The organism is Pseudomonas sp. TH32 (assembly GCF_016650855.1).
In the GTDB taxonomy this organism is placed as follows: Bacteria; Pseudomonadota; Gammaproteobacteria; order Pseudomonadales; family Pseudomonadaceae; genus Aquipseudomonas.
In genome coordinates, this window is the sequence record NZ_JAEKFA010000002.1 from 5,875,935 (window position 1) to 5,892,560 (window position 16,626).

The 16,626-nt window shown below is 61.7% G+C and carries 16 protein-coding genes and 1 tRNA gene; 9 read left to right on the forward strand and 8 right to left on the reverse strand.

The annotated features are described in order from the left end of the window. Positions 1 to 34: 34 nt before the first annotated feature. The 4 genes from JFV30_RS30625 to JFV30_RS30640 all read right to left on the reverse strand — a co-directional run bounded on the left by JFV30_RS30625 (position 35) and on the right by JFV30_RS30640 (position 3,949). Entirely contained in the window at positions 35 to 955 is a 921-nt protein-coding gene (locus JFV30_RS30625) for an alpha/beta fold hydrolase (RefSeq protein WP_201125920.1), read from the reverse strand. 133 nt (positions 956 to 1,088) lie between these two features. After that, a complete protein-coding gene (locus tag JFV30_RS30630) occupies positions 1,089 to 2,108 on the reverse strand; it encodes a sensor histidine kinase (protein ID WP_201125921.1) in 1,020 nt (339 codons plus the stop codon). 9 nt (positions 2,109 to 2,117) lie between these two features. Further along, the gene (locus JFV30_RS30635; RefSeq protein ID WP_201125922.1) at positions 2,118 to 3,575 is read right to left on the reverse strand and encodes an ATPase domain-containing protein; all 1,458 of its coding nucleotides are present in this window, start codon (positions 3,573 to 3,575) and stop codon (positions 2,118 to 2,120) included. After that, complete coding sequence (locus JFV30_RS30640; RefSeq protein WP_010169054.1) at positions 3,572 to 3,949, reverse strand: hypothetical protein; 378 nt, start codon at positions 3,947 to 3,949, stop codon at positions 3,572 to 3,574. The genes JFV30_RS30635 and JFV30_RS30640 overlap by 4 nt, the downstream gene beginning before the upstream one ends. 211 nt (positions 3,950 to 4,160) lie before the next feature. Here JFV30_RS30640 and JFV30_RS30645 point away from each other — a divergent pair, with 211 nt between their 5' ends. The 3 genes from JFV30_RS30645 to JFV30_RS30655 all read left to right on the forward strand — a co-directional run bounded on the left by JFV30_RS30645 (position 4,161) and on the right by JFV30_RS30655 (position 7,487). Further along, positions 4,161 to 5,126, forward strand: a complete 966-nt coding sequence (locus JFV30_RS30645) for an arsenic resistance protein (protein ID WP_201125923.1) — start codon at positions 4,161 to 4,163, stop codon at positions 5,124 to 5,126. A gap of 87 nt (positions 5,127 to 5,213) precedes the next feature. Continuing rightward, on the forward strand, positions 5,214 to 6,854 hold the full coding sequence (locus JFV30_RS30650) for an ArnT family glycosyltransferase (RefSeq protein WP_201125924.1): 1,641 nt from the start codon (positions 5,214 to 5,216) through the stop codon (positions 6,852 to 6,854). 363 nt (positions 6,855 to 7,217) lie between these two features. After that, positions 7,218 to 7,487, forward strand: coding sequence for a hypothetical protein (locus JFV30_RS30655; RefSeq protein ID WP_201125925.1), 270 nt, complete (start codon positions 7,218 to 7,220; stop codon positions 7,485 to 7,487). 96 nt (positions 7,488 to 7,583) lie between these two features. On the opposite strand, the gene JFV30_RS30660 is transcribed toward JFV30_RS30655, so the two are convergent. The 4 genes from JFV30_RS30660 to JFV30_RS30675 all read right to left on the reverse strand — a co-directional run bounded on the left by JFV30_RS30660 (position 7,584) and on the right by JFV30_RS30675 (position 11,312). Then, positions 7,584 to 7,659 (reverse strand) — tRNA-Phe (locus tag JFV30_RS30660). 103 nt (positions 7,660 to 7,762) lie between these two features. Continuing rightward, positions 7,763 to 8,035 (reverse strand): oxidative damage protection protein, encoded by a 273-nt coding sequence (locus JFV30_RS30665; RefSeq protein ID WP_010169058.1) that lies wholly within the window; start codon positions 8,033 to 8,035, stop codon positions 7,763 to 7,765. Beyond that, positions 8,032 to 9,099, reverse strand: a complete 1,068-nt coding sequence (mutY, locus tag JFV30_RS30670; protein ID WP_201125926.1) for an A/G-specific adenine glycosylase — start codon at positions 9,097 to 9,099, stop codon at positions 8,032 to 8,034. The genes JFV30_RS30665 and mutY overlap by 4 nt, the downstream gene beginning before the upstream one ends. Beyond that, a complete protein-coding gene (locus JFV30_RS30675; RefSeq protein WP_201125927.1) occupies positions 9,096 to 11,312 on the reverse strand; it encodes an AsmA family protein in 2,217 nt (738 codons plus the stop codon). The genes mutY and JFV30_RS30675 overlap by 4 nt, the downstream gene beginning before the upstream one ends. Before the next feature lie 323 nt (positions 11,313 to 11,635). On the opposite strand from JFV30_RS30675, the gene JFV30_RS30680 reads away from it, so the two are divergent. The 6 genes from JFV30_RS30680 to hisF all read left to right on the forward strand — a co-directional run bounded on the left by JFV30_RS30680 (position 11,636) and on the right by hisF (position 16,598). Further along, positions 11,636 to 13,297, forward strand: coding sequence for an OFA family MFS transporter (locus tag JFV30_RS30680; protein ID WP_010169062.1), 1,662 nt, complete (start codon positions 11,636 to 11,638; stop codon positions 13,295 to 13,297). A 255-nt stretch (positions 13,298 to 13,552) separates the two neighbouring features. Continuing rightward, complete coding sequence (hisB, locus tag JFV30_RS30685; RefSeq protein ID WP_003218037.1) at positions 13,553 to 14,146, forward strand: imidazoleglycerol-phosphate dehydratase HisB; 594 nt, start codon at positions 13,553 to 13,555, stop codon at positions 14,144 to 14,146. Beyond that, the gene (gene hisH, locus JFV30_RS30690) at positions 14,146 to 14,784 is read left to right on the forward strand and encodes an imidazole glycerol phosphate synthase subunit HisH (RefSeq protein ID WP_003218034.1); all 639 of its coding nucleotides are present in this window, start codon (positions 14,146 to 14,148) and stop codon (positions 14,782 to 14,784) included. Before hisB ends, hisH begins: the two co-directional genes overlap by 1 nt. Continuing rightward, positions 14,784 to 15,041 carry a DUF2164 domain-containing protein gene (locus JFV30_RS30695; RefSeq protein WP_003218033.1) on the forward strand — a complete coding sequence of 86 codons (258 nt, stop codon included), beginning with the start codon at positions 14,784 to 14,786 and terminating at the stop codon, positions 15,039 to 15,041. The genes hisH and JFV30_RS30695 overlap by 1 nt, the downstream gene beginning before the upstream one ends. A 39-nt stretch (positions 15,042 to 15,080) precedes the next feature. Continuing rightward, positions 15,081 to 15,818, forward strand: coding sequence for a 1-(5-phosphoribosyl)-5-[(5-phosphoribosylamino)methylideneamino]imidazole-4-carboxamide isomerase (gene hisA, locus JFV30_RS30700; protein WP_010169075.1), 738 nt, complete (start codon positions 15,081 to 15,083; stop codon positions 15,816 to 15,818). 9 nt (positions 15,819 to 15,827) lie between these two features. After that, complete coding sequence (gene hisF / locus JFV30_RS30705; protein WP_003218030.1) at positions 15,828 to 16,598, forward strand: imidazole glycerol phosphate synthase subunit HisF; 771 nt, start codon at positions 15,828 to 15,830, stop codon at positions 16,596 to 16,598. Positions 16,599 to 16,626 lie beyond the last annotated feature (28 nt).

Genomic DNA, 16,626 nt, shown 5'->3' on the forward strand with positions numbered 1-16,626 from the left:
TTGAAGCGCAGGTCGGGGGAAATCCCAAGGGTTTCTAAGTGCGACCCGTCACTTGGTGTCCCGGAGCGGCTTGGTCCAACTCCCCTCGCTGCAACCACGCCAACGCAATCGGCCACAACCGATCCTGATACTGGCTGCGAAAGAACGCGAAGTGTCCGACCTCCTTTTCGCCGATATCTTCAGGGGCGATTCGCAGATGCGTGCGTTCGCTGCTTTCGAAATAACCCAAAAGGCGCTCGATCGCCGCCACCGTGCCAAACGGATCATCAGTAATGCTGATCGCCAATACCTGTGCCTTCACCCGGGAAAACGGCAACTCACCCAAGGCCCTGCCGCTCGGTCGTTTTTCATAACCCGGCGTCGGCGTACTCCAGTCGCGCACCACGCCCGTCGGGGTATCCTCCAGCCAGCCCATACGCTTGCCCGGAAAGTAGCCAAACACAGCGGTCACCAACGGCATCACCACGTGCCATTTGGCAAACATCCGCCAACGCGTGCTCGCCTCATAGTCGCGCCAGTAGGCAAACTGTGCGCCCACGGTGACCAGTCGCCGAATCGCCGCCCCGGACGCTCCGAGTCCCGCCGCGCAGCCACCGAAACTGTGCCCGACCACATCAATCGGCTGCCCCGGAAACTCCCGCTGAGCCCGCTGCAGCATCGCTTCGAAATCCAGCACGCCCCAATCCGACCACGAGGCCTTGAACCCCTTCAGCGGGCCACTGCGGGACTCGCCGATGCCACGGTAGTCGTAGGTGATGACGTCGAAGCCATTGGCAAACAGGTAGTCGGCAAAACGCGAGTAATGCCGGCAGCGCACCGAGGTCGCAGCGTTGATGATCACCACGGGGCGTTCGATGTCAGTCCTGATGTGGCGCCAGGTAAAACCGCCAATGGGATAACCGTCGGCGGCGGGCTCGCGGAATGCTTCGGCGGGTGGTCGGGTTGGCAGGTTCATGAGCGGGCTCGGTGCTTGCGCTTTCGATGGGGCATCAAGGCCCGTGCGCAGTTTTATAAGACGTCGAAGCTATCAAATTTCGCGTAATAAAAAACCCCAGGGATTTCTCCCCGGGGTTTTGGCGTTTGCCGGCCTATCGCACCAACGGCAGGGTCACCACAAACTCACTGCCCAGCCCGTCACCGTCGCTGAGTGCGATCACCGTGCCGCCATGGGCTTCCACCAGCTCGCGCACCACCGTCAGGCCAATGCCCAGGCCGGCGCCGTTGAAGCCGACGGCGTGCACGTCCTGGACAAACGGATCAAAGATAAACGGCAACGCCTGGGCCGAGATGCCGATGCCGGTGTCGATCACGCTCAGTAGCAGCACTTTGCGTTCCAGTGTCACCGAGAGTCGCACAATGCCGCCGGCGGGCGTGTATTTGATGGCGTTGCCCAGGATGTTGCCGAGGATTTGTGTGAGGCGAATCGCGTCGCCGTTGACCATTAATGGTTCTTGCGGCACTTGGGACGTGAAGTGCAGCTTCTGGGTGATCATCGACGGTGTGCAGACTTCGATGGCCCGCTCAATGATCGGCACGATGTCCAGCACCTCGCAGTCCAGCCGCAGTTTGCCGGTGCTGGCGCGGGACACGTCCAGCAGGTCTTCCACCAGGCGCGACATGTGCTGCACCTGGCCTTCGATCAGCGATTGCATGCGCGGCAGTTCGGCGCTGGGGACGCGGGCGAGGCGGCCGGCGATCATGCTGATGGGCGTCAGCGGGTTGCGCAGTTCGTGGGCCACGAGCGCCAGGATGTTCTTTTGTTGAATCAGCGCGCGCTCGGCAGCGGCTTGCAGCTCCTGGGCGCTGAGGGCGGCAATCACCAGTTGGGCGTTGGCCTCGCGCATTTCCTGGGACAGCTGCTGTTGCTCGCTCTGCCGGGGCGGGGCGGCATCGGATTGGGCGAGCAGAATGGCGAGCACCAGTTGTTGATTGGCCTCCACCAGATGCTCGATCTGCTGGGTGTCGCCCAAGCGGTTTTTCGCGTCGGTCAGCTCTTGTTGCAGGGCCGCGAGCACGGCGCGGGCCTCGACGGTTTTCTGGCCGAGCAGGAACAGTTCGCGCGCGGCACTGGCCACGGCGTCCTTGTTCTTGTCATCGGCCTTGCTCATGGGAGTGGCTCACACATTGACAGCACCGGGGTGCTGTCGGGTAGGGCGGCCGCCGAGCAGCCCTTCCTGGTCGGGCAGGCGTTCGCCGATTTGCAGGCCGTCGTCATCGATGTGGTACTGGCGCAGTTCATCGGAGTGCGCGCTGGCGCGTACCTTGACCACGGCCATGATGCGCAACAGGCGGCTTTGCACTTCGATATAGCGCTGCACGATGATCGCGTCGGTGAGGAACGCGGTGCCGTAGGGGCTGAAGCGCAGGTCGGTGTAGCGGTCTTCCAGCTCGGAGGTCATCAGCACGCTGACGCCGGCGCCGGTCAGGGCGGTGACCATGCGCGACAGTGATTCACGGAAATCATCGCGAAAGGTCGGCGCCAGGGCCAGCTCGAAGCCCGACAACGAATCGATGACCACGCGGGTGGCCTTCAGGCGGGTGATTTCGTTGAGCAGCAAATGCACCACTTCATCGATGGACAGGTCGGGCGCACGGCTGTCCACCAGGCCCACCTGGCCGCGTTCAATCAGTTGTGCGAGCACCGCGTTCTGCAGGTGGTTAGGGCGCTGTTCAAACGCCGCGATCACGCCGGTTTCGCCGTTGCGAGCACCTTCGGCCAGGAACGATGACGCGAGGATGCTTTTACCTGAGCCGGAAGGGCCGGCCACCAGCAACGAGTAACCCCGGGGCAGGCCGCCGCCGAGCATTTCATCCAGGCGCGGAACGCCCATTTTCAAACGTTGTGAGCCTAGCGCCAGTGGTGCGGGAATATTGGCGGCAGCCGGCGGGAAAACCTTGATGCCCGATGTCGCAATGCGGAAGGTGTGCAGCCCCGGCAAGGTCGGCTGGCCGCGCATCTTCATGATTTCCATTTTGCGTACCATGGAATTGCGTTGCACGCTCTGGCGCAGCCAGATCAGGCCGTCGGCCACGGTGAAAATCGGGTTGGTGTCGGTTTCGGTGAAGTACTCGCCAATCAGGAAGGTCGTGGCCTGCCACGTGGTCATCAACATGCCCAGTTGCTGGACGAACTGCGGCAGGTTGTTGTTGGGGTTGTCCTGGGTCTGGCTGGCCAGCACCACCGAGCGGAACGAGTCGACAAACACCAGCGCGGGGGCATGGGTTTCGACGGCGACGACGATGCGCCGCAGCACTTCGTCAAGGTCGCCGGCCAAGGTGTCGTCGGCCAGGTTGATATAGCGAATCGAATGGTTGATGGCCTCGCTGTCGAAAAAATCGAACTGCTGCTGGTAGCGCAGCATCTTCAGCGGTGGCTCGCCCAGCACGGTGAAAAACAGCGCCGGGCGTTCAGGCGTGGCCAGGGCGAACATCATCTGATGGGCCAGGGTGGTCTTGCCGCAACCCGGAGGACCGGCGATCAGGTTGAACGAAAACTCCGGCAAACCTCCGCCAAGCACTTCGTCCAGTCCTGGCACGCCGGTGGCCAGGCGGTTGATTGTCACTTTGGTGCTCATGGCGAAGTATCCTGCGCAGGGTTGCCGCTCAAAGAGTTTTCCCACACGGCGCGCAGCAAGCGTGCGGTGAGCGAGGGCCCGATCAGTGTGGTCAGCAACTCATAAAGTGTCTTGAGCAGCGTTTCGCCGAAAAACAGGCTGTCGGCTTCGCTTTGCTCAAGCAGTAGGGTTTTGAGGGCCGTCATGTCGCGGGCGGGCAGGTTGTCAAAGCTGCCGGCCAGACGCGGATGGCTGGCGGCGCACAACAGCAGGCTGCGCCGGTACAGGGCGGCAACGCCGTGCTGGCCGATAATCGGGGTGAGGGCGCTGTCGATGTCCTGCAGGGTGGCAATAATTGCATCAGCTGCCCGTGACGGGCCGGGGTTACCGTCCATCCGCTGCGCCAGAGAGGCGACTATCTGGCTACTCTCTTCGCTTACCGGGGGCATGGCTGACTGATTGTGGTGGAATGCAGCCTTGATGGTACACCTTCGTATACGGGCACAGAGATTCATTTGCCCATATGCCCCTATATCACTCCATCCACTTCGATGGGATGCCCGCCGATGCTAGGCTTGCGACCTTTTAGCCAGGATGGGAGCGTGAATGAGCCGCGATGCACTTGAGCACAATCAGATACCGATCTACTTCTGTGCAGTGATCGTGGCGGCGGTCGCCGGGCTGTTGGCGCCCTCGCTGGCACGGGAACTGAGTGGGTGGGTCACGCCCGCCATCGCTGTGCTGATGTACGCGATGTTCCTGCAAATACCCTTTCTGGACCTGCGCGAGGGCTTGGGCAACCAGCGCTTCATGTCCGCGTTGCTGCTGGCCAATTTCCTCCTGATTCCACTGCTGGTGTGGGCGCTGACCCGTGGTCTGGTGGAACACCCGGCGATCCTGGTGGGGGCGTTGCTGGTGCTGTTGACGCCGTGCATCGACTACGTGGTGGTGTTCACCCATATCGGCAAGGGCGACTCGCGATTGATGCTGGCGGCGACCCCGATTCTGTTGCTGCTGCAACTGCTGCTGTTGCCGGTGTACCTGGGGTTGATCCTCGGGGCGCAGTCGCAGGTGGTGGTTTCGGTGGGGCCGTTTGTCGAGGCCTTCCTGCTGCTGATCGTTGCCCCCATGATTCTGGCGGTGCTGACGACTTCCCTGTCCCGGCGATCGAGTGTCATCAGTGCCTGGAGCGAGGCCTGGGCCTGGTTGCCCGTGCCGGCCATGGCACTGGTGCTGATGGTGGTGATCGGCTCGCAAGTCACCGCCGTGGTCCGCGATATCGGCCTGCTGGCGCCGGTGATCCCGGTGTACATCGGCTTTCTGTTGCTGGCGCCGCTGGTGGGCGCACTGGCGTCGTGGCTGTTCAAGCTGCCATCGACCACCGCGCGGGCGGTCACCTTCAGCGCGTCCACGCGCAACTCCCTGGTGGTGTTGCCGCTGGCGCTGGCGTTGCCTGATGAGATCCGAGGCCTCGCTGCCGCCGCCGTGATCACGCAAACCCTGGTGGAACTGGTGGGGGAGCTACTCTACATCCGGCTGATGCCGCTGCTGATCTGGCCCGCTCGTCGTTAGGCTGATGAATGTTTGATTCCGTTCAGGGGGCATTCAGGGTGATGGTCGGCAACATGAGCCGGTTTACCCCACCTGACAGGCTGAATAATGGATCAACACAACCGCTTTCGAATGGAATCGCTGGGTATCTTTTTTATCGCCTTGCTGCTGTTTACCCTGGGCATCTGGGACCAGCAGCCACAAGGCTTTGACGGCCGCTGGGCGGTGTTCATGCAAGAGATGTTTCGCCACGGGGCGAGCCTCTTTCCTACCACCTATGGCGAGCCTTACCCGGACTACCCGGGCACCGCGACCTACCTGAGCTACCTCTTTGCCCGCCTGTTCGGCGCGCCCAACGACCTGGCTAACGTGATGCCCACCGCCCTGGCGTCTGCCGGGGTGATGGCGCTGATCTATCGCTTGCTGGTGCCGTCTGGCCGCGCGTGGGCGCTGCTGACGGTGCTGCTCACCGCATTGACCGCGCAGTTGCTGGAGAAGTCGCGCTCGGTGTGCCTGGACCAGATGATCTCGCTGCTGTGCCTGGGGTGTTTCTACCTGTTGCATACCGGCGAGCGCTTGGGATCGCGGCTGCGGCAATACGCGATATTTCCGTTGTTCGTGGTGGCGTTTGCCATTCGCGGGCCGCTGGGGTTGATCGAGGTCTGTGGAGTGGCCTGTGTCTACTGGGCGCTCGGCACGGCTCGTACGCGGGAAGAGCGCATTGCGCTGCTTAAAAAGGTGATTGCCCACGGCGTGATCGGCCTGGTCCTGCTGGCCGGCTGTTGGTGGGTGCTGCTGAAGCTGGCGCGGATCAGCGGTGGCGACAGCTTCGTCGATGATGTACTGCGGATGCAGTTTGCCGGGCGCCTCGACGAAACCGGCGAGCCGTTCTATTTCTACTTCAAATTGAGCCTGTACCGCTATTTCCCGGTGGTGCCGCTGGCGCTGGCGACGTTGATCGCCCTGCGCCACAAATGGTCGGTGCGTGACGAGGATGCCGACGTGCAGTTGATGCTGCGCCTGGCCGCCTGCGGGCTGATGATTTTGCTGGGCTTGTCCATTCCGCACTTCAAGCGCGCCTATTACATCGTGCCCATGGTCCCGATGTTTGCCGCGGTGGCCGCCTATGGCTTGCTCCAGGCGCATGGCTGGCTGCTTGGCGTGCGGCGTGGCTATGAGTGGCTGGTGGCGGCCTTGCCGGTGCTGGGCGTCGTGGTGGTGTTCGTCTGTCGACACCTGTGGCACAAGCACGGTTATTGGCCGGATGTTTCAGTGCCGGGGCTGGTGGGTGTGCTGATCGTGCTGCAACTGGCCGCCGTGATCGCCTGGCGGCGTTTGCAGGGCAATCTCGGCCAGCGGTTGGTGGTGCTCAGCCTGATTGCGTTGGCGACCCAATGGCTGGTGCTGGTGAAGGTGGTGGAGCCGGCGAAGGATCTGCAATTCGACACCCGGAACTTCGTTGGCGCGGTGGAGAAGCTGCGTGCCGATAATCCCGGGACCCTGGTCTTTGTGGACCTGGCCAGGGACACCTGGGCGATTCGCTACATCATGAACCTGGATCACGACGAGCAGCCGCTGTTCATCGGGCGCAACGAACCCTTGCGGGTGGACTCGCTGCCGCGTCCGGCCTGGGTGATTGTGGAGCGCAAGCAAACCGCGTTGCTCAATGGCACGCCGCTGGAGCATATGGCGCCAGTGTTCAACGGGCGGTTGAACGACAACCCGCTACTGGTGTTCCTGGTGAAGTGAATCAGTCGCCGTACTCATCGTGGCGCTGCATTCAGGTGCGCCGGATGCGGCATCGCCTTCACTACCCAGGAGCAGCCAGGGCAGCCCGTGAGGCTCGGCGTTGAGTGCGCCTTGCGCGCGGGTCAGGGCTTTTTCCCTGATCCGCAGTAGGTCGAGTGGCGATCACTGGGGAATTAAGGACAGATCAAGGGAGTCATAAGGCGATGTTGATCGCCGAGAGTTTGGTTCGTCTTGCTGTAGGGTCGCGGCTTAAATGACCGGCGGGTCTGATAACGCGCTTTGCAGCCTGCCGAAACGCGGGCGCCTGCTAGGCTTTGATACTTTCGCAGTGATGATTTCGGGTGTGACATGGAAGCAGTAAAAATGGATTTTGAGTCCGCAGGGGCAGAGAGCGCTGGCAGTGGTCATATGATCGGCCGTTCCTGGCTTGGAGGCCTGAGCATTTGTTTTGACGGAGGTTGCAGCTACCCCTCGATGATCAGCGTGCTGGAGGCTGTGTTCAGGCGCTACGGACGCCTGGTGCGCTTTGGCGAGTCGCTTTCGGCTCAGGGCTGGATTGATCGGGTGGAGGCGAGTGGTTTTCACATTTCCGATCAGGAGCGGATGGCGGTGTTGACGTTGATGCGGGGTTGACGCTGAGGGTCCACAAATTCCAGACAACAAAAAACCCGCACCAGGCGGGTTTTTTGTGTGTTTCAGATGACGTTTGCACCACCTGAAACTGAATAGTGGTGCCCAGAGACGGAATCGAACCGCCGACACGGGGATTTTCAATCCCCTGCTCTACCGACTGAGCTATCTGGGCAACGGGGCGCATTAAACGGGTTTTTCAGGGGGTCGTCAAGCAAGTTTTCAAAAAATATTTAATTATTACCGTCGCTTACGGGCCAACCCCCAGATTTGATCAATTATTCAGCAGGTGGCACGTAGCCGTCGGCCTTGGCGTAATCTTCGCCGGAAAAGAACTTGTCCATCTCGCCCTGCAGGTATTTGCGGTCTTCGGCGTTCATCATGTTCAGGCGTTTTTCGTTGATCAGCAGGGTCTGGTGTTTTTGCCAGTCGGCCCAGGCTTTGGCGGAGACGTTGTCGAAGATGTCCTGGCCCTTGGCGCCAGGGAACGGGGCGCGCTCCAGGGCGGGCAGTTCTTCGTGGTACTTGCGGCAGATGATGGTGCGGGTCATGACGGAACTCCTGCGTTCAATACTTCAGCCGCGCGCTTCAGCAGTTTTTTTACCGGGGCAGCAAGGCCCAGGCGCGGCGGGGTGGCGAGGTTATACCAGAGCCAGTCAGCCTCGGCCACGTGGTGGGCAGACTCCTGGACCTGGACCAGCCAGGGTTCGATAGCCAGTTGGAAGTGGCTGAAGGTGTGAATCAGGCCGGGCAGTTCCTGGTGTTCGCCCAACGCCAGCGAGTGCTGGTTGGCCAGGTGTTCCAGGTCGCTCAGGTCATCCAGCTCCGGCAAACTCCACAAACCGCCCCACAGGCCCGTGGACGGGCGACGGTAAAGCAGGATCGCGCCTTCGCCATTGGCCAGCAGCGGCATCAGCGTGCGCTTCTGGGGCACGGTCTTGCGCGGCTTGGGGATCGGGTAGCGGGTTTCCAGGCCGAGCATGTGGGCTTCGCAGCCCTTTTCCAGCGGGCACAGCAGGCAACTGGGCTTGCTGCGGGTGCAGAGGGTGGCGCCCATGTCCATCATCGCCTGGGTGTAGGCGTTGACCCGATCGTGGGGCGTGAAGCGCTCTGCAGTGGCCCACAGCTGTTTGGCGACCTTCGGTTCGCCCGGGTAACCCTCTTGTGCGGTAAAGCGCGCCAGCACGCGCTTGACGTTGCCATCCAGGATCGGCGCCCGCAGGCCCATGCTCAGGCTGGCAATCGCGCCGGCGGTGGACAGGCCGATGCCCGGCAACTCGGTGAGCTTTTCGACGTCACGGGGAAACTCCCCGTCGTATTCGGCCACGACGATCTTCGCGGTCTTTTGCAGGTTGCGCGCCCGGGTGTAGTAACCCAGCCCGGTCCACAGGTGCAGCACTTCGTCTTCCGGTGCGGCGGCCAGGGCTTCGACCGTTGGCAGTGAGGCCATGAAACGGTCGAAGTAGTTCAGCACGGTGCTGACCTGGGTCTGCTGCAACATGATCTCCGAGACCCACACCCGGTAAGGCGTGATGCCCTGTTGCCAGGGCAGGTCATGGCGACCGTGGCGGTCGTACCAGTCGAGCACCGCCGTTGAAAATTGCTCGCTTCTCATCGTTTGAACAGGCCTTTCAGAGCATCTTTCAACTGTGGATTTACCTTGTCGAGCTTCTGTTCAAGCTTCTCGCTGAGTTTGTTGCCTGCCGCCTTGATAGCGACCTGGCTCAGGCCGTCCTTGTCCAGGCGGCAAGCCTTGGCGCCCAGTTCCAGCGGGCCACGGCAGCGCAGCGGGACTTCGATGTTCTGGAAGTTGGAACCCACCTCGCAGGCCGGGTCCGGCACCTCGCGCTGGTCGCCTTCGACGATGATGCCGACGCGGTAGTCCATGCCCAGCACACGCAGGTCGATGTCACCGTTGCCGTTGACGGTCAGGCCCGGGATGCGCACTTTCAGGTCCGGATTGCTGGCCACGCCGTTACGGAAGGTCAGGTTGCCCTTGAGCTCCTGGAACGGCGTGTCCTTGCCGCGCTGTTCGCCGCTGAGGGTCTTGCGGTTGAGCAGGGCGATGCCGGTGCACAGCTGTTGCTCAAGGTTGGCGTTGAGCAGCACACCGTTGTTGATCGCGAAGCTGGCAGTGCCGTTGAGGCTGTCGATCAGGGCCTTCTGGCTATTGCCACGGCCATTGAGGTTGCTGTCGAGGGTGAGCTGGCCCTTCACCGGCGGGTTCTGCCCCTGGGCTTGCAGGATGCGTTCGATCGGTACTTGCTTGATGCGGGTTTGCAGCGCCAGCACCGGGATGTCCTGGCGCACGTCAAGGTTGCCGTTGGCCTGGAAGGTGCCGTTGTAGAGACCGCCGCTCAAGGTGTCGAGCTTGAGCTGGCCATCGAGGCCGGAGGCTTTCAGCGCGGCGTTCTGGATCGGCAGCTTGCTCAGGGTCAGTTGGCCGAAGGACAGGTCGGCATTCACGTCCAGGGTGCGCAGGCGGGTCAACGGCAGCAGTTTGTCGGTGCTCCACGCGCCCTTGGTCGGGGCGTCCGGCAGTGGTGTGGTGCCACCGGCCGCCATGGCGCCGGCTTCGCTGCTTTGCACTTCAGCCTGGCGTGCGGCCGTTGCACCTTTGGCAGCGTCGGATTTGGCTGGCAGGTAGTTGTCGGCATTGAACGTGTCGGCCTTGAGCTGTACCCGCAGCGACTGCTTGGCGAAATCATCCACGGCCACGCGACCGGTGAAGGTGCTCTCGTCGAGTTTCAGGTTGATGTCTTCAAACGCCAGGCTGGTGGGCGTGCCCTTGAGGCGGCTGACCAGTTCGACCTTGCTCAGGCTGCCTGCGGCCATCGGTGGCAGCGGGTTGCCGACGCTGTCGAGGAACTTGGCCAGGTCAAACTGGGCAATCGACAGGGCGCCGCTGAGTTGCGGGGTCTTGTCCAGGTCGTTGACCTTCAGCTCGCCCAGGGCGCGCAGCTGGTTCAGCGACAGCTTCATGTTGGTCCATTCGGCAATGTTGGCAGACTGGTCCAGCAGCAATTGGCCTTGGGTCGAAAAGGTCACGGTCTTGCCTTGCAGCGGCTCGCCGGTGGCTTCACCAGTGACTTTCATGTCTTCGAACTGATAGCGCTTGAGGGCGCGCTGAATGCGCAGGTTGCCGTTGACCTCGGTCTTGACGCGCATCAGCGGCTGGTTGGTGCCGAAGAATGCGGTGAGTTTCACCGGAATGCTTGCGCCTTCATGCACGGCGCCGGCACTCAACTGGATGCTTTCGGCGCTGAACTGCTTGCCGGTCTGCTCGTCGTTGTATTCGACGCGGGCGTTGTTGATGGTCAGGCTGTCGATGTCCAGGCGGATCGGCTGCGGCGGCTTTTCGGGCTTGGGTGGTGTGGCAACTTCAGCGACGGCAGGCGTGCTGGCGGGCGTGCTCGGGTCCGGCACATTCTTGCCGATGTCTTCCCAGTTGCCATGGCCATGCACATCTTTGTTCAGGCGCAGGTTCAGGCCTTCGACACGCACATCGCTCATCTGCACTTCACGGCGCAGCAGCGGCAGTACACGCACCGACAGGCCGAGCATCTGCAAATCGGCAAACGGTTGGGTCGGGTTGGTCAGGGTCGCAACGCTGGCCTCGTGTAATTCAAGGCCGAGCCAGGGGAACAGGCTCCACCCGATGTCGCCATTGAGCGTCAGCTCGATGTGGGCCTTGTCGCGGGCAATCTGGCGAATCTCGTCTTTGTAGTCGTTGGGATCGAAGAGATGGGTCAGGGCAAAGCCTAGAGCCACAATGATCAGCAACAGCCCGAGAAGTACCAGACCCAGGATTTTGCCGAACGCTTTCATGGGCGAGTCCTTGTATGTCGATTTCAAAATTTAGCCGCAGAGTATAACGCCCGAAGGCTTACGTCAGTTCGCGGATAGTTACATTGTATCTAGAGGCCGGAAAACGGAATTTTGGCGCCAGACAAATCAGATATCCCGAAAAAGGTGATATCAGTTTGGTTTTTCTGTCATCCACAGATGCTAATCTTCGCCTGTTCGTCCGCCTTCTGCGGCTAAACGTCGCGTCAAAAGGAGCTTTACTCAACAAAACGGCCACGCCTTGCGTGTAAGGCCGAGGGAGAGAGTGCCCGACGGACACATACTAATAACTGGGGGAAACACCAATGAGCACTAGCACTGCGGCAGGCCATACCGCCGCACAGCCTGCGTTCCTGTCCAAGGAGCGCATTATCGCCAAGCCCGGGTTCAACCGTTGGCTGGTACCACCGGCCGCCCTGGCCATCCACTTGTGCATCGGCATGGCTTATGGCTTCTCGGTGTTCTGGTTGCCACTGTCCAAGGCGCTGGGCATCACCGCACCGGTCGCCTGCGCGCCGGACATGAGCTTTATCAGCCAGGTCTTCTCGTCCCAATGCGACTGGCCCATCTCCATGCTGGGCTGGATCTACACCCTGTTCTTCATCTTCCTGGGCTGCTCGGCAGCGATCTGGGGCGGCTGGCTGGAACATGCCGGGCCACGTAAGGCTGGCGTCGTGTCGGCCTTGTGCTGGTGTGGCGGCCTGCTGATCTCGGCATTGGGGATTTATACCCACCAGATCTGGCTGATGTGGATCGGCTCCGGGGTCATTGGCGGTATCGGCCTGGGCCTGGGCTACATCTCGCCGGTGTCGACCCTGATCAAGTGGTTCCCGGACAAGCGCGGCATGGCTACCGGCATGGCGATCATGGGCTTCGGCGGCGGCGCGATGGTTGGCGCCCCGTTGGCAGCCGCGCTGATGGGTCACTTTGCCTCGCCGACCAGCGTTGGCGTGTGGCAGAGCTTCGTGGTCATGGCGGTGATCTACTTCGTGTTCATGATTGGCGGCGCCTTGTCCTACCGCGTTCCGCCGACCGGCTGGAAGCCCGAGGGCTGGACTGCCCCGGCGAAGAAAGCCAGCAACGCGATGATCACCCACCGTCACGTGCACGTGAACGTGGCCTGGAAAACCCCGCAATTTCGCCTGGTGTGGCTGGTGCTGTGCCTGAACGTGTCGGCCGGTATCGGCATCCTCGGCATGGCTTCGCCGCTGCTGCAGGAAGTGTTCGGCGGCAAGTTGCTGGGTAACGGCCTGACGTTTGGCCAGCTGGATGCCGGTCAACTGGCTTCCATCGCGGCCATCGCCGCCGGCTTTACCGGTCTGTTGAGCCTGTTCAACATCGGTGGCCGGTTCTTCTGGGCGTCGTTCTCCGACTACCTGGGCCGTAAAAACACCTATTTCGTGTTCTTTGCCCTGGGGTTTGCCCTGTACGCGCTGATCCCGAACCTCGGTCACCTGGGCAACGTCGCGCTGTTCGTGGCCGCGTTCTGCATCATCCTGTCGATGTACGGCGGTGGTTTTGCGACGGTACCGGCTTACCTGGCGGACCTGTTCGGTACGCAAATGGTGGGTGCGATCCACGGTCGTCTGCTGACGGCATGGGCAGCGGCGGGCGTGTTGGGTCCGGTGCTGGTGAACTACCTGCGTGAGTATCAGTTGAGCATCGGCGTTGAACGCGCTGCCGCCTACGACATCACCTTGTACATCCTCGCCGGCCTGCTGGTGCTGGGCTTTATCTGCAACCTGCTGGTACGGCCGGTGGCAGACAAGTACTTCATGACCGACGCGGAACTGGCTGCCGAACAGGCGCTGGGCCACGACAAGGGCGCCGATTCCAGCACCGTGCTGGAATGGAAAGCCTCCTCCGGCAGCGTGCCGCTGGCGGTGGCCGCCTGGCTGGTGGTGGGTATTCCCCTGGCGTGGGGCGTGTGGGTCACCCTGCAGAAAACCGCAGTACTGTTCCACTAACACCGCGTAACCCTTGTGGGAGCGGGCTTGTGTGGGAGCGGGCTTGCTCGCGAATGCGATGGATCAGTCAGCCCATGTTTGGCTGACACACCGCTTTCGCGAGCAAGCCCGCTCCCACACAAAGCTGCTCCCACACTTGTACTGACATGTCTATCCTCGACACTCCATCAGTCTTATCCCCTCCGATGTTTCTGTTTAGCGCCCGCGCCCCTATAATGGCTGCCTTTTTCGCCCAATGATTTTGCGGAGCTGGTGATGGCCGAACGTAAGGCGTCCGTCGAGCGCGACACTCTGGAAACCCAGATCAAAGCCTCGATTAACCTGGATGGCACCGGAAAGGCCCGATTTGATATCGGTGTACCTTTTCTTGAGCACATGCTGGACCAGATCGCCCGTCACGGGCTGATCGACCTGGATATCGTCAGCAAGGGCGACCTGCATATCGACGACCACCACACGGTGGAAGACGTCGGTATCACGTTGGGCCAGGCATTTGCCAAAGCCATCGGCGACAAGAAAGGCATCCGTCGCTACGGCCACGCCTACGTCCCGCTGGATGAGGCACTGTCGCGTGTGGTCATCGACTTCTCCGGCCGTCCGGGCCTGCAGATGCACGTGCCGTACACCCGCGCCACCGTCGGCGGCTTTGACGTCGACCTGTTCCAGGAATTCTTCCAGGGCTTCGTCAACCACGCCCTGGTCAGCCTGCACATCGACAACCTGCGTGGCACCAATACCCACCACCAGATCGAGACCGTGTTCAAAGCCTTCGGTCGCGCCCTGCGCATGGCTGTGGAGCTGGATGACCGCATGGCCGGGCAAATGCCGTCGACCAAGGGCGTTCTGTAATGCAGACGGTCGCGGTTATCGATTACGGCATGGGTAACCTGCACTCGGTGGCCAAGGCCCTCGAACACGTAGGTGCCGGGAAGGTGCTGATCACCAGCGATGCCGACGTGATTCGCGAAGCCGACCGGGTGGTTTTCCCGGGTGTTGGCGCGATTCGCGACTGCATGGCCGAGATTCGCCGCCTGGGCTTCGACAGCCTGGTGCGTGAAGTCAGCCAGGACCGGCCGTTCCTCGGCATCTGCGTGGGCATGCAAGCCTTGCTCGACAGCAGTGAAGAGAATGACGGCGTCGACTGCATCGGTCTGTTCCCGGGTCAGGTGAAGTTTTTCGGCAAGGACCTGCACGAAGACGGCGAGCACCTGAAGGTGCCGCACATGGGCTGGAACGAAGTGCGCCAGACCGTGGATCACCCGCTGTGGCACGAAGTGCCGGACCTGGCGCGTTTCTACTTCGTGCACAGCTACTACATCGCCGCCGGTAACCCGCGCCAGGTGGTGGGTGGCGGGCACTATGGCGTCGACTTCGCCGCGGCCCTGGCCGACGGTTCGCGCTTTGCCGTGCAGTTCCACCCGGAGAAAAGCCATACCCATGGCCTGCAATTGCTGCAGAACTTCGCCGCGTGGGACGGGCGCTGGTAATGGCCAAGAAGGTCAAGCCGCCGATCTTGAACCTCACTCCCCAGCAGGAGAGTGAGGCCACCGACAAGATCAAGCGTTTCATGGAAGACCGCTTCGAGCTCAAGCTCGGCTCGTTCGAGGTTGCAGAAATCCTCGAACTGTTCACCACTGAAATTGCTCCGCACTATTACAACAGGGCGATTTTCGATGTGCAGACGCACCTTAAAGAAAGGTTCGAAAGCATCGAAAGCGACTTGTGGGCGCTCGAGAAACCCTGATTTCCCGAGCAACGCTGAATATCGAATAAGGTTTGCCAGATGCTGATTATTCCCGCTATCGATCTCAAGGACGGTGCCTGCGTACGTCTGCGCCAGGGCCGCATGGAAGATTCCACGGTGTTCTCCGATGACCCGGTGAGCATGGCTGCCAAGTGGGTAGAAGGCGGTTGCCGTCGCCTGCATCTGGTGGACCTGAACGGTGCGTTCGAAGGCCAGCCGGTCAACGGTGAAGTCGTCACTGCGATCGCCAAGCGCTACCCGAACCTGCCGATCCAGATCGGCGGCGGCATCCGTTCCCTGGAAACCATCGAGCACTACGTGAAAGCGGGCGTGAGCTACGTGATCATCGGCACCAAGGCGGTCAAAGACCCGGCCTTCGTTGCCGAAGCCTGCCGTGCGTTCCCCGGCAAGGTGATCGTGGGCCTGGACGCCAAAGACGGTTTCGTCGCCACCGATGGCTGGGCCGAGATCAGCACCGTTCAAGTGATTGACCTGGCCAAGCAGTTTGAAGCCGACGGCGTCTCCGCCATCGTTTATACCGACATCGCCAAAGACGGCATGATGCAGGGCTGCAACGTACCGTTCACCGCTGCGTTGGCTGCCGCCACGAAGATCCCGGTGATCGCTTCCGGCGGTATCCACAACCTGGGCGACATCAAGTCGCTGCTGGACGCGAAGGCGCCAGGGATCATCGGCGCCATCACCGGCCGCGCGATCTATGAAGGCACCCTGGACGTTGCTGAAGCCCAGGCTTACTGCGACGCCTACAAAGGCTGAGGACTGACCATGGCGCTGGCCAAACGCATCATCCCTTGCCTGGACGTCGACAACGGTCGCGTGGTCAAGGGCGTCAAGTTCGAGAACATCCGTGACGCCGGCGACCCGGTTGAGATCGCCCGTCGCTACGACGAACAGGGTGCTGACGAGATTACCTTTCTCGACATCACCGCCAGCGTCGACGGTCGCGACACCACGCTGCATACCGTCGAGCGCATGGCCAGCCAGGTGTTTATCCCGCTGACCGTAGGCGGCGGCGTGCGCACCGTGCAGGACATCCGCAACCTGCTGAACGCCGGTGCAGACAAGGTCTCGATCAACACTGCCGCTGTGTTCAACCCGGAGTTTGTCGGCGAAGCCGCGCAGCACTTCGGCTCGCAATGCATCGTGGTGGCCATCGACGCCAAGAAAGTCTCCGGTCCGGGCGAAACCCCGCGCTGGGAGATCTTCACCCACGGCGGGCGCAAGCCAACCGGGCTGGATGCGGTGCAGTGGGCGATGAAGATGGAAGCCCTGGGCGCCGGTGAAATCCTGCTGACCAGCATGGACCAGGACGGCATGAAAAACGGCTTCGACCTGGGCGTGACCCGCGCCATCAGCGATGCCCTGGGCATCCCGGTAATCGCTTCCGGTGGCGTCGGCAACCTGCAGCACCTGGCCGACGGCGTGATCGAAGGCCACGCCAGCGCGGTGCTGGCGGCGAGTATTTTCCACTTCGGCGAATACACCGTTCCCGAGGCCAAGGCCTACATGGCGGCGCGCGGTATCGTCGTACGCTAAACGTCACTGGACACCATGGCAGGCTCGC